This is a genomic window from Clostridium sp. UBA871, from assembly GCF_002295255.1.
GTDB lineage: Bacteria > Bacillota > Clostridia > Clostridiales > Clostridiaceae > Clostridium_J > Clostridium_J sulfidigenes.
On the sequence record NZ_DBFV01000004.1, the window covers coordinates 717927 to 731408 of the forward strand.

The 13482-nt window shown below is 33.5% G+C and carries 13 protein-coding genes and 1 pseudogene; 5 read left to right on the forward strand and 9 right to left on the reverse strand.

Going from position 1 to position 13482, the window contains the following annotated elements:
- Nucleotides 1-173: 173 nt before the first annotated feature.
- The gene (locus B3086_RS09465) at nucleotides 174-2984 is read right to left on the reverse strand and encodes a M4 family metallopeptidase (protein WP_346893260.1); all 2811 of its coding nucleotides are present in this window, start codon (nucleotides 2982-2984) and stop codon (nucleotides 174-176) included.
- Between the two features lie 289 nt (nucleotides 2985-3273).
- Here B3086_RS09465 and B3086_RS09470 point away from each other — a divergent pair, with 289 nt between their 5' ends.
- Complete coding sequence (locus B3086_RS09470) at nucleotides 3274-3702, forward strand: CBS domain-containing protein (protein ID WP_035129150.1); 429 nt, start codon at nucleotides 3274-3276, stop codon at nucleotides 3700-3702.
- A 65-nt stretch (nucleotides 3703-3767) separates the two neighbouring features.
- Here the strand turns inward: B3086_RS09470 and B3086_RS09475 are convergent, their stop codons facing one another.
- A complete protein-coding gene (locus B3086_RS09475) occupies nucleotides 3768-3893 on the reverse strand; it encodes a hypothetical protein (protein WP_346893262.1) in 126 nt (41 codons plus the stop codon).
- A gap of 399 nt (nucleotides 3894-4292) precedes the next feature.
- Here B3086_RS09475 and B3086_RS09480 point away from each other — a divergent pair, with 399 nt between their 5' ends.
- From B3086_RS09480 to B3086_RS09495, 4 genes are all read left to right on the forward strand, one after another.
- Nucleotides 4293-4640, forward strand: coding sequence for a zinc ribbon domain-containing protein (locus B3086_RS09480; RefSeq protein ID WP_346877332.1), 348 nt, complete (start codon nucleotides 4293-4295; stop codon nucleotides 4638-4640).
- A gap of 144 nt (nucleotides 4641-4784) precedes the next feature.
- Nucleotides 4785-5171 (forward strand): DUF2085 domain-containing protein, encoded by a 387-nt coding sequence (locus B3086_RS09485; RefSeq protein WP_346877331.1) that lies wholly within the window; start codon nucleotides 4785-4787, stop codon nucleotides 5169-5171.
- A gap of 29 nt (nucleotides 5172-5200) precedes the next feature.
- The gene (locus B3086_RS09490) at nucleotides 5201-6052 is read left to right on the forward strand and encodes a zinc ribbon domain-containing protein (RefSeq protein ID WP_346893264.1); all 852 of its coding nucleotides are present in this window, start codon (nucleotides 5201-5203) and stop codon (nucleotides 6050-6052) included.
- A 33-nt stretch (nucleotides 6053-6085) separates the two neighbouring features.
- Complete coding sequence (locus tag B3086_RS09495) at nucleotides 6086-6436, forward strand: zinc ribbon domain-containing protein (protein ID WP_346893266.1); 351 nt, start codon at nucleotides 6086-6088, stop codon at nucleotides 6434-6436.
- A gap of 165 nt (nucleotides 6437-6601) precedes the next feature.
- On the opposite strand, the pseudogene B3086_RS09500 reads toward B3086_RS09495, so the two are convergent.
- From B3086_RS09500 to B3086_RS09530, 7 genes and pseudogenes are all read right to left on the reverse strand, one after another.
- A pseudogene (locus tag B3086_RS09500) lies at nucleotides 6602-7708 on the reverse strand (UDP-N-acetylglucosamine 4,6-dehydratase family protein); the annotation flags it as partial.
- A gap of 40 nt (nucleotides 7709-7748) precedes the next feature.
- Complete coding sequence (gene wecB / locus B3086_RS09505) at nucleotides 7749-8894, reverse strand: non-hydrolyzing UDP-N-acetylglucosamine 2-epimerase (RefSeq protein WP_346893366.1); 1146 nt, start codon at nucleotides 8892-8894, stop codon at nucleotides 7749-7751.
- Between the two features lie 63 nt (nucleotides 8895-8957).
- On the reverse strand, nucleotides 8958-9896 hold the full coding sequence (locus B3086_RS09510; protein ID WP_346893268.1) for a YhcH/YjgK/YiaL family protein: 939 nt from the start codon (nucleotides 9894-9896) through the stop codon (nucleotides 8958-8960).
- A gap of 79 nt (nucleotides 9897-9975) precedes the next feature.
- The gene (locus B3086_RS09515; protein ID WP_346893270.1) at nucleotides 9976-11085 is read right to left on the reverse strand and encodes a thiamine pyrophosphate-binding protein; all 1110 of its coding nucleotides are present in this window, start codon (nucleotides 11083-11085) and stop codon (nucleotides 9976-9978) included.
- Nucleotides 11039-11572, reverse strand: coding sequence for a thiamine pyrophosphate-binding protein (locus B3086_RS09520; protein ID WP_346893272.1), 534 nt, complete (start codon nucleotides 11570-11572; stop codon nucleotides 11039-11041). The genes B3086_RS09515 and B3086_RS09520 overlap by 47 nt, the downstream gene beginning before the upstream one ends.
- Nucleotides 11573-12610, reverse strand: a complete 1038-nt coding sequence (locus tag B3086_RS09525; RefSeq protein WP_346893274.1) for a hypothetical protein — start codon at nucleotides 12608-12610, stop codon at nucleotides 11573-11575.
- Nucleotides 12607-13260, reverse strand: a complete 654-nt coding sequence (locus tag B3086_RS09530; RefSeq protein WP_346893276.1) for an acylneuraminate cytidylyltransferase family protein — start codon at nucleotides 13258-13260, stop codon at nucleotides 12607-12609. The genes B3086_RS09525 and B3086_RS09530 overlap by 4 nt, the downstream gene beginning before the upstream one ends.
- Nucleotides 13261-13482 lie beyond the last annotated feature (222 nt).

Genomic DNA, 13482 nt, shown 5'->3' on the forward strand with positions numbered 1-13482 from the left:
AAAACAAAATTTATAAAATTTTAAAACATGAACTTCTGGTTTCTTTTGCCTCACAGCTCAGCATACATACTAATGATTTACACATAACAAAAGCTGGTGTGAAATACCACACCAGCTTTATATTCGAGTCTAAGAAATAGTAGTATCCTCCATACTTGGACTCTATTACTTAATTACTGTTGAATGCAACTTTTTAAAGAATTTACTGCTTTATCTGCAATTCCGCCACCAGTTCTTATGATTATATTTCCAAATCTCTTATCTAGTACAGTTTTTTGTTCTGTTGTTAAGTCATCATCTGATAAAACCACTGGTGATCCATTAAGGGCTGCAACTGGACCTGCTGCTAGAGCATCTATTAATTCATATCCTTTTGCTATATAAGTTTTATTTACAACACTTCCATAGAATTTATCTATAACCATGGCATTAGTTGCATATCTATCTTTGCCACCTAATCTATTCTTTGTTATATTTCCTGAAGTGATTCCATTAACCTTACTTAGTACATTATCAGAAACTACCCCAGTACCACCTATGATATAGGCATTTTGTAGAGATTCTGATTGTAACCAACTATAAACTTTCGTTGGAATTGTATCCTTTTCTACTAAAACTATTGCCATCTTATCTCTACCTGCTACGGAAGCTATGGATAGAGCGTCTGCTTCACCATGTCCATTACTTATAACTACTTTACTTACTTCATAGCAATTTTTATCAATATACTTAGCAATCTCTAAAGATGTCTCATATCTATCTTTTCCACCAATTCTCTCCACGTTAGTTACACCTAGTGCTTTTAAATCCTTTATTACACTGTCATTAACTACTCCACTTCCACCTACAATAATAGCATTTTTTGCACCTAATCTCTTTATTTCACCTTTAGTTCCTTCTGGGAGACTACTTGCTTCTGTTAAAAGTAAAGGTGCTTTTTTAAAGGTTGCTAGTGGTGTAGCAGCTAATCCATCTGCTAAAGCTCCACCATTTGCTATCATTACAGTGTTTGCAGTTGTAAATTGACCCTTACTTAGTCTAACTGCTGTATCGTATCTATCAGTACCTATTAATGCATTAATTTGTACATTTCTAGCAACAACATTAATAACTCTAGGTATACTTACCTTGTTTCCATCGCTATCTGTTACTGTATAAGTTAAAGTGTATTTACCTACTTTATTTGTATTTATGGTTCCACTAACAGCTATTTTTGAAGTTAAGCTTCCGTCTTCAAGATCTGCAGCTGTAACTCCAGCTTTTGTATCAAACACATTTCCAACTGTTACATTCTTAGCTGTAACTCCTGAAATAACTGGTTTCTGTCCTTTATATGCCACTCCAGTTGAAGCAAAACTATTCTTTATTACAGTGATCTCATTAGATCCTTTTCCATATAAGTCAGCTGCTGCTTGTACAAGGCAGTATGCTGCTTGTTGAAAATTAGTATCCGCATGCATGTACTGAGTTAATGCTCTGTAATATATCCTTGCAGTCTTATCCATTCCTATACTTTTAGCTATATTATATGCTGCTTTATTTGGAATCCCTGAGTTAATATGAACTCCTCCCCAATCTTCATCTTTTGTATCAGCAAGCTCATAGTACTCAGTCATATGTGCTGGTTGACCATATAGGGTAGGGTCTTTTAAACTTCTTAAAGCATCACCTTGAATGTTAGGAGTATAAATATCATCTCCTACAACCCAATCAGCTGAGTCAAACTTCCAAGTTCCTCTATTAGCAACATTATACTTATCATAAGTTGAAATAAGTACTCCAAACACATCAGCCATAGATTCATTTAATGCACCCGATTGATTATGATATGCAAGGTCAGCTGTATACTCTATTACTCCATGAGTCATTTCATGGCCAACCACATCTAAATCTCCGCTAAGATATGTAAATTCTTCTCCATCTCCATCTCCATAAATCATTACACCACCACTCCAAAAGGCATTATTATAATTCAAGTCAAAGTGTGTAAAAGAGTGAACATCCATTCCATTGTTATCTAGACTATCTCTTTGAAATACATTTTTATAGAAGCTAATTACCTTACCCGCATTATGATGTGCGCTAACTGGCGACTTATCAGCTTCAGTTGTAAACTTTCCAGTAGTATTTGAAACTAAATCTCCATCACTAATGCCATTCTTTGCATCATAGGTATATATGCTACCCTTATTTGTTAAATCAATCATTTGATATTGATCTCCAGATTGATTCAAATTTAACTCTCTAGTTTTTCCAAGAACATCAATGCCTGTTCCAGTTACTGGATTATTATATCTAATCTTATCTTCTATTTTAATTACCTTACCAGAATTTACTTCAACAAAAACATCATAATTTCCTATGGTAGGCTCCATAAAGAAAATATTTATCTTGTAAACTTCATAGTTCACACCATCTTCAGTTATTACTAACTTTTCAGCCTTTGGCGTCTTTTTTAATTTTTTAATTTCAAATTGACTTTTTGCTATTTCAATAGCTTCCTCAGGAGAAATAACCTTACTACCAAGAGTAGTGATTTCTTTATTTTCTTCAAGGTTACCGTTAACACTAACTATAACTCCATTTTTATCATAGTGCACATTTATTAAACTGTTATCTACTTCTGTTCCCTCAATAACTTGTGCAAACTTTACAAAAGTATCCCCTATGTCATCTTTATTTACTTCAACAACCTTTAGTTCCTCTTTTGTATTGTCAATTCCAAAGAGCTCTTTGTTTTCCTCTAAAAATTTAGTTGCTGAACCCTCGCCTGGAACTTCTTTATCAGAAAGCTCTCCTGATAAAAAGACTTGTCCATCATTTTCCTTTAGTTCCACTGTTTCATCACTTAGCTTTTCAAGTTTCTCTATAGCTTGTACTTTTTTTGTTTCTTTATCTACCTCTAATTCTGCAGCAAAGGCAGGTGCCGAAACAGTACAAGTTAATGATAAGCCTAAAATAAGTGAAATTAGTTTTTTTCCCATAATTATCCCCTCATTTCTCTAGCGAATGGTCTGACTTTAATAATTCAGTCAACCCCTATTTATCATATTACCATAAATATTAAAAAATTGTAACTATTTTGCTATAATTTATAGGTTGTTTTTAGGATATTTTGCATTTTTTAGGCTAATTTAAAAATCTTTTAGACTTTATTGACCTTTATAGCCTGATATATAGATCTATATCTAGTATGAATTTCACAAAAATTTCAGCATATCAAGCTAATAAATAATAATTTAATTGGTTACTCTATATATGGAGGTGAAATTTATGAAAGTAAAAGAAATCATGTCAAAAGATGTTGCTTGTTTAACCCCAGAGGATTCTATTGAAAAGGCTGCTCAACTTATGAAACAATATAATGTTGGCTCCATACCAGTATGTAGTAACAAAATGATAAATGGTATTGTTACTGATCGTGATATTGCTTTAAGGTCTGTAGCCTCAGGTCAGGATTCAGCTCAAACAAAAGTGAGAAATATCATGACTTCAAACCCTACTGTAGGGAACCCAGAAATGGATGTTCATGATGCTGCTGAAATAATGAGTAGAGAACAGATACGTAGACTTCCAATCGTAGAAAATAATAGTCTTGTAGGTATTGTTTCACTAGGAGATATTTCCCTTGAACCTATTCTTTCTGACAATGCCCAAGATGCTCTTAAGAGTATATCTGAACCAACAGGTAACCAAATGTAATTTAAAATTGGGGTCAGACTTTCTCCCATTTTATGGAACAAATCTGACCCCATAGTAAACTAACGCTATTCTACCCCTGATTTATTATGTATATAATTTTCTGTTGCTACTAAATAACTTCCAAAAGCACATAAGGCTATAACATCATAGAGCATATCAATATCTATTCCACTATCTTTAATTAATTTCATAATATCATCCATTATTATTGTCATCTCACTATAATCTTCTATGTTTATTTTATCATGATTATAAGCTTAATCTATATATTTTAATGTTTCTCTTATAATTTCCTTTAATTTGATAAATTCAAACCCTGGTGAGGAAGCAAAATTCTTTCTACCTACCGGCTCACCATAAATGCTCGTTGTAGAGAAAAAAGAGTTCCTAAAGTTAAATGGGCTCCGTTATGCTGCATCCACTTACTATAAGTACAACAATAATTGTGAACAAATCGTGAATATGTCTTATTTTGCCTCAGCAGGCTTAGGGAGTTACTTTTGTACCTAAATTGTTTACTATTTCTACAATAAATGATACAATTGTTAATGGAATTTATACAATATTTTAATTTTAAGGGGGATATATACATGTTTTGTTCAAAATGCGGGAAATCAATTCCTGACAATGCCATCTACTGTCCTGAATGTGGCAATAATACAAATCCAACTAGCCAACAACAATCAATGGGAAATATTCAAAATACATATAACAATGGGCAACCAATTGTTAACGATGAGCCAAACACCCTTGCAAACATAGCAAGTTGTTGTTTTCCAATAGTTGGACTAGTACTTTATTTAGTTTGGAAGGATACAAAACCAAAGAGTTCAAGTGCAGTTTGCAAATGGGCCATCGGTGGGGTTATTGCCGTAGCTATTATATACATACTCTGTATTATATTAGGCTTAGCTGGAAGTTCATTTTCTTCTTACTAGAATAACTGTAAACTTTTAATTATTTTTTACATTATAATGTTTTGATTAAAGTAGTAGCTTAATATATTAGCTACTACTTTAATCAAAATCCGCATAAAATCATAATTGTATACATATTATTCATTGTGTTTAGGCTAGCAACTAATGGGTTTTAATGAGAAAGGAAAAAATCAAAATATGAAAATACTTGACTATCTTTTTATATGTCACAAGCTACCTGAGCGTTCATTCTTTTATAAAGGAAAGCAGTTTCCTATTTGTGCTCGTTGCACTGGTATATTAATTGGATACTTAATAGCATTACTAATGGCATTTTTCATAGAAATACCCTTGATGTTTAGTTTTGTTCTATTGATACCTATCGGAATTGATGGTATAGGACAATACTTAGGAAAGTGGACAAGTACAAATACAAGAAGGCTAATCACAGGTATTTTAGCTGGCATTGCTACAATATATATTATTATTTTTATTGGAAAACTTGGTTATAGTCATGGAGTTAAATTACAAAAAATTTTGAGAGGCCTATAATATATGCCTCATTGGAGGAATTAAATAGAATGATTAATTATGATAAAAAATCCATTAATACTAAAAAAATAATTTGTCTTGCCATTGCCACTTCTATAGCTATAATTACATCTTTAATTATAGATTTTGTACCTTTTAATGATGTACTTTATGAGGTTATATTATGCTTCCTCTTAGCAATTCTAGTGTTTATAGGGTATGCTTCCTCTAACATCTTAGACGTGGGATTAAGTACTTGCATTTTTTTATTTCTAGGTCCAATTTTAGCTATACCCATAAATATGTTCAAAAATGATATTAGCATAGATAATGTGCCATTCTTATTATTAGAATTATGTTATTACGGAATATATATTATTACGATTCTAATATCATACTTGATAAGTTCATATTTCAAAAATAAATCTAAAACTATTGACTTAGTTATACAAATATTATTAATAAACCTTGGGATTATAACATCATTTTCATTATACTCTTTTATCAGATGTTTTGTATTGAGTATGACTTTTAATGATAATTATTTTACTGGCTTGGGTGATTTCATTTTTGGAAACCTTAAGTATTCTCCAATACTTATATTGTTCGTTTCATTAACTTTATTTATTAGTAAATTGATATTTAAAAAGAGAGTTATCACAAATTCTATAAACTTTAATGAAAAACTTGTACTAGATAATCTCGATAATGTTTGTAGAAACTGTAAAACCCCACTTAACCCTGACAGTAAATTCTGCACAACTTGTGGTACTCCTATAGTGAGTGATACAAATGCCATTTCAAATATGGATGAAAATGAAACTCTTTGTAATAATTGCAAAAAAGTAATAAGTGTTGATGCTAAATTCTGTATACACTGTGGTAACCCAAAAATCAAATAAAAAACTAACTTAATTTTTAAGGAGGATTCGCATATGTATTGTTCTAAATGTGGAAAAGAAATTCTAGATAACGTCACCTTCTGTCCTGAATGTGGCAATGCTACAAATCCAAATAACCAGCAATCAATGAATAATAATAATAATTCATATAATTATGGCCATCCAATAGTAAAAGATGAGCCTGACACCATTGCAAATATAATAGCTTGTTGCTTTCCTATCGTTGGAATAATAGTTTATTTTATGTGGAAGGATAATAAACCAAGAAGTTCAGATGCTATAGGTAAATGGTCATTGTTTGGATTCATAGCTTCAATCATTTTTACCGTTGCTATATATATATTCTTCTTTATAATTGCACTAGCATGTAGTACGCCTTACTAATAATATAATAAAATGTAATGGGGTCTGACCCCATTACATTTTATTATATTTAACTATTTAAAATTTTCCTTAGGAAACTATATAAATATAAAGCTATAAACCTAGTTAACTTTATAACTTTATCCATATTTAACTATAAAACTATATAACTAGTTAACTAGTAGTTTACGTAGCAAGGGTTTGCGAGATTTCAGCTATTGGGGATACCCCGTAATCTAACCCCATAGGGTAGTAAGTAGGAACCTTTTCTTTCATTAATTTTATAATTTCTTCTTTAGACATATTGTCTACGTTTTTAAATTCTTTTATAGATAATTCTATGAAGTCTATATTTGCTTCTTTAGGTTTTTCTACAAAGATTTTATCGTGTTCTGTAGAAGTTAATGCAACTTCATCCATGAGTAGTTCTTCATAAAGTTTTTCTCCTGGTCTTAGGCCTATATACTCTATCTTTATATCAACCTCTGGTTTATAACCTGAAAGAGCTATTAACTCCTTAGCTAGCTCCACCATCTTAACTGGCTTCCCCATATCAAGGACAAATATTTCTCCCCCCTCTGCAAAGCCTCCTGCTTGAATTACAAGCTGAGCTGCTTCTGGTATAGTCATGAAGAACCTAGTTATCTCTCGATGTGTAACTGTGACAGGTCCACCTTTTTCAATCTGCCTTTTAAATAGTGGTATCACAGAACCATTACTTCCTAAAACATTTCCAAATCTCACAGCTACAAAATCAGTTTTACTAACTTCATTAAAAGCTTGTACTATAAGTTCACAAAACCTCTTAGTAGCTCCCATTATATTAGTAGGATTCACAGCTTTATCTGTACTTATTAATACAAACTTATCTACTACATACTTATGGGCGCACTTAACAACATTATAGGTGCCTATTATGTTGTTTTTAATTGCATCAGCCATATTCTCTTCCATCAGAGGAACATGCTTATGAGCAGCAGCATGAAATACCACATCAGGTCTATACTGGCAAAATACCTGATCCATTCTTACCAAATCCCTCACTGAAGTAATTATCACACTTTTACACAGCTGGGGACAGTCTCTATTAAGCTCCATTTGTAAATCATAAGCATTGTTTTCATATATATCTAAAATAAGAATTTTCTTTGGTGAAAATTTAGTTATTTGCCTAATTATCTCTGAACCAATACTTCCTCCACCACCAGTTACAAGAATAACCTTATCCTTGATATACCTATCAATATGCTCTGATTTAAGTTGTATTGCATCCCTACCTAATAAATTTCTAATATCTATATCCTTCATATTTCAATCTCCTAGTATTTAAAGACTATTTTGAAGCAGCAACTTCCTCTAATGTTTCAGCTTCTTGGACAGAAGTGCCTAGACCCTCCAAAATATCTGCTATTCTCTTACTTGCAAAACCATCACCATATGGATTACTTGCATGGCTCATTTTTTCATATTCTAATTTATCCTCAAGTAATAACTTAAATGTATTATAAATAATCTCTTCATCAGTTCCCACTAATTTTAACGTACCAGCGGTTATTCCTTCAGGTCTCTCTGTAGTATCACGCATAACAAGCACAGGCTTACCTAAACTTGGAGCTTCTTCCTGGATACCACCACTATCAGTTAAAATCAAATGAGACCTAGAAAGGAAATTATGAAAATCTAATACATCAAGTGGCTCAATTATTCTAATCCTATCACAATCTCCAAGAATTTCATTTGCAGCTTGTCTTACTACAGGATTCATATGAATAGGATAAATAGCTTTAATATCTGGTGTTTCATCTACTATCCTTTTAATGGCCCTAAACATATTTCTCATAGGCTCACCTAGATTCTCTCTTCTATGAGCAGTTATCATAATAAGTCTACTACCTTCTGCCCATTTAAGTTGGTCATGAGTATAATCTTCCCTAACAGTAGTCTTTAATGCATCTATAGCAGTATTTCCAGTAACATAAATAGTTGCAGGGTTTTTCCCTTCTTTAATAAGGTTTTGCTTGGACGTTTCCGTCGGTGCAAAATTATACTTGGCCACTATACCAACAGCTTGGCGATTAAATTCCTCAGGATATGGAGAATAAATATTATAAGTTCTAAGCCCAGCCTCAACATGTCCAACCGGTATCTGCATATAAAAACAAGCAAGAGAAGTAACAAAAGTAGTAGAAGTATCGCCGTGGACCAATACCACGTCTGGCTTTACTTCTTCTAAGACTTCTTTCATTGTTTCAAGAATATTTATTGTTACATCAAACAATGTCTGTTTTTCCTTCATTATAGATAAATCATAATCTGGTACAACATCAAAAGCATCCAGTACCTGGTCCAACATTTGACGATGCTGCCCGGTAACACATACAACTATTTCCATATTCTTTCTTATCTTCAATTCCTTAACCAAGGGGGACATCTTTATTGCCTCTGGACGAGTACCGAAGACGAGCATTATTTTTTTCATCATTTATATCCTTCCACTTTTTTATTTTTTACCTTGATACCATTTAATATAAGTCTATGTGTATTACTCTAAATCGATTTTCATCTTCCCAACTACCTTTTTGATTATGCATTTTTTTCTATTAACACATACAGCTCTGTGCGCATCATTTGGAAACAGAATCGCACAACTTCCTTTACTCAGAATCATTCCAGACATATTATCAGATTCTGCGTAATGAATTACATCTCTTGCTTCATCATATTGATCAGATATTTTTAAATTTCTAATATCTGTAACTAACAATTTTTCATATCCTTCTACTAACCATTGTATATCAATATATTTTTTATGAGACTCGTAAATACTATCGTTCTCATCAAAAGCCTCATATTCTTGAACGAAGTAGAAAAATCCATCTTCTACTTCGTATTTTCCAACTGTAAGTGCGTTAAAGTCCAATTGGGAAATAAAACTAATTGCCTGTGCGATTCTATTGCTTAGTTCCTTATTTTTAGGTGTTCGTTCTTTATTAATAGCAGCTACTAGGTATTCAACTACATCACGCACAGCGCCCTCTCCACCTTTGTGGGGAGCAATATAATCACAACACTCAATTACCTTTTCAACAGCATCACTTGGGCATGCAGCTAAACCTCCAGCTTGCTTTATTGTTTCCATGCATTGCAAATCTAGTATATCATCGCCAACATACGCAACATTTTGAAGAGTATAATGCTCTTTATCTGTCGAATATTTTTTAACAATTTCTCTTAAACAATCGAGTTTTTTTCTTACACATTGATGAATTTCAGTAATTCCTAATTCTGCACATCTATTCAAGAGAATTTTGCTATCTCTTGCAGTAATAATGATTGGAACAATCCCATATGTAGGCAGTATCTCTTTTATACCACATCCATCTTTTATATCAAAGACCTTAAATGACTCACCATCGTTGCCCATATACACTTTACCATCAGTTAATGTGCCATCAACATCCATCGCTAAAAATTTAATCATTCGAGATTTCCACCTTTACACTTATTATAGTTCAAGGCCCTAATAGCACTATTATATCTACTAGGAACCTAATCGATATTTAACCAATGAAACTTTGTACTTGAGCCATAGTCTTATCATCAAGATCTGGCTTAATAGTACAAGTTTCCCATTTGATCTTTGGTATCAGTAAAGTAGCTTCAGGAATATGAATGTTAATTAAACATGGATCATTATCCGCGAGCCAATCCGTATACTTGTCAAGTTCCTCATACGATGCAATTGCAGCTGCTTTAATGCCATAAGCTTCTGCTATTTTTTCAAAAGCCGGAACTGTATATCCGCTTTCCTTTGTGGTCTGCGCGAATCTAGCATTGTAAGATCCTTCTTGAATCTCACTAATTTTTCCCAGTACCTCATTATTAATAACAAGAATTTTTATTGGTAATTTCTCACGTCTTACGGTTTCAAGTTCTTGAATATTCATTTGAAGACCCCCATCACCTGTTATGCAGAATATCAGTCCATTTTTATTTGAAATAGATGCACCTATTGCATATGGTAAACCACATCCCATAGAACCATAGCTACCACCAATGAGAATTCTACCATAATTACCTTTTAATGATAATGACTGTGCACTCCAGCACATATGTTGACCAATATCAATAGCTACCACCGGATTTTCTGGCAAAAGGGAAGATATCTTTTCAATTGCCATATTTCCAGTGACATTATCAATTCCATCTAATACTTCTTTTGCCTTCTTGCATTTATTGAACCACTCAGAATAATCTGGGATATTTTCTTCTAATAGAATTTTCATGAAATCTTTTGCATCCATTAAATGCTTTTCTTCATTATCCTTTATATTGCGACTTAACTCATACTGGTCAATATCCACTCTTATCAATTCTGCCTTTGGCGCAAACCTTTCTGTTATATGGCCAATCTGTCTTAATCCGAGTTTTGCCCCAACAGATATTAGTAAATCACATTCATTAAGAATCATATTAGCAACACGATTGCCGTAAGTACCAATAAAACCTATTCTAATATCGTCCTGTGCCAAGTCAACAGCATTAAGTGTTGTAAGAACAGGAATATGGGTCTTCTTTGTAAATTCATGAATTAATTCAGTTGCTCCAGCCGATCTTGCTCCATTACCTACAACCAATACTGGTTTTCTGGATGTTGTACGGAAAATCAATGATAACCCCTCCTTTATGTCCTAGCATTGCCATATTATAAGCTCTTGCAATTATTTCTGGAAAATCTTCTGCACTATTTGGTGTAACTGAATACTTTGTAATTGAACGTGTTAATGAAACAATATCCATCTCTTGGAACCCATTCTGACGAATCCCTGAAAAACCTTTCATTTCATTCGTAGGTACATTACCGCAAATACCCATAATTGGTATTCCATCGAACCAAGCATCCACTAATCCTCCAAGAGCATTTACAGCCCCAGGACCAGAAGTCGTGAAGTATACACCTAATTTTCCACTTGTACGGGCATAACCGTTAGCAGCGAACGAGCATCCTTGCTCGTTATAACACACATGAACAGTTATTTCGTCTTTTCTTGCATAAAGAGCATCCATAAATGGAACTATATACCCTCCAGAGTAACCAAACACATCAGTTACTCCCTTTTTAATCAAAAAATCAACTAAGTAATCTGAGCAATTCATTTATTCCTTCACCTCCAGTTTCAGTCCGTCATATATCTTCTGCAAATCTGTAAAATCTGTCTTAGAATAGTTAGCTCCGTATCTTGTCCTCTGAGATGGGGTCAATGCGCTAATAACTTCATACATTTCCCTTGTAGAGCAGTTGCAATGATCCCTCAAGTAGTAAACATTATCAACATGTGAATGTTCACTACCACAAATGTACATCGGAAGATCATACCCCCAGTGAATATCACAGCGCATAGGTGCGATATATTTATCAATAGTTTCCAATAGAGCTGGTATATTGTAGTTCTTTCCACATTTTTTGTTTAAATAATCTGCAAGCAATTCTGTGGAAGCATTACCAGCTCCTCTCCCCATACCAAATAATGAGCCATCAATGATTATGTCTCGATCTGTTTCTTCTGCTAACATAACCATATGTTCAGCAAGTGCACAAGAAAGCCCCAAATTATCGTGCGAATGAAGACCTATCTTGATATCCTTATCAAGCAACACATCAACCTGCCTAAAAATCTTAGTAAGATCATCGAGATACATAGCACCAAATGTATCGACAATAGAAAAAGCATCCGGCTTAATCGTATTCACTTTGTTTATTAACTCTTCCCTCTCCTCAAAAGAATAGCTAATTGAGTCCATTGGATTGAATTGAACTAGATACCCTTTTTTCATGGCGGCCTGGCAAAATTCTAATGAAGAATCAATTTCATGTTTTGCGAAAGAGATCCTTAACCACTTAAAAGACTTCCCATCGTATTCGTCAAGGTTATCTACAGAATAACGACTATTATCACAAAAACCCATGTAGTTCGAATTCTTACAATCCTCAGGCAAATACTTTACTATATCTTTTGAATTATGATAAACAATTGTTTCTTCATTTACCTTATTTTGCAGAAATCCTGTTTCAATAAAATCAATGCCAGCAGAAACCAATCCGCTAATGACTCCCTTTACAAATTCGGGCTCTGAATTTTTATTTAACAAGTACCCCCCGTCTCTAATAGTACAATCCGTTATTTGAACGTTCATTTACTCATTACCTCCTTGTAAATCGAATCACAAATCTCAAAATCTTCTGGATAATCTATATCCATGGCTTCAATCTTTCCCACCTCACAAATAAATGGATTATCTCCAACTCTTCTGTCGAACTTTTCAAAAGTCTCCTTCTTGAACACATAGGCAATGCAAGTTTCTGCGTATATTAAAGGCAAATCTTGTGTTCTTGGAAAATGGTCCGGATCGAAATTGATAGGCTTTCCATCCTTCCACATAAAAGTTTTCAAACTTTCAGCACAAAATGCACTATCGTATTCTCCGGACGCAACTTTATCGACACAGGTATTTATTGTGCTCACCTTAGCAAACGGAGATGTTGTGTGTGTGTTAACATAAATATCTGCATCAACTGATTTCATGAACTCTCTGATGATGTCATTCGCGTTCATTGAATCTCCATCTAAAAATTCTGGACGTTTCAAAAACTTTATCCCTGGAAGCACATATTCCTTAATAGATTCATCTGAACAGTAGATGTAAGTCTCATCGATACGATCTGATTCCAAACAAACACGCTGAATGAATGTCATCAGAGGTGTTCCGTCAAAAAAAGGTTTGATGTTCTTTTTTGGCACTCTTTTACTTCCCAATTTTATTGGGATTAATGCTACTGTTTTCATAAAAATTTCCGCATTCTTACAGAATGCTCTCCTTCCTTTCAATAATTATTTTTGTCCATGTTTTAAAATATCTGCAACTCTTACCTAGAATATTCTTGTTCCAAGAAACCATAGGGGCGCGGACGTATCGTTGGAATATTCACTTATCGCAGAATAGATTTTAGAAGTCGCCTTGCCGTGTACCATTTAACTGAACTCTATTTTGCTTTCGGGACGTAAATA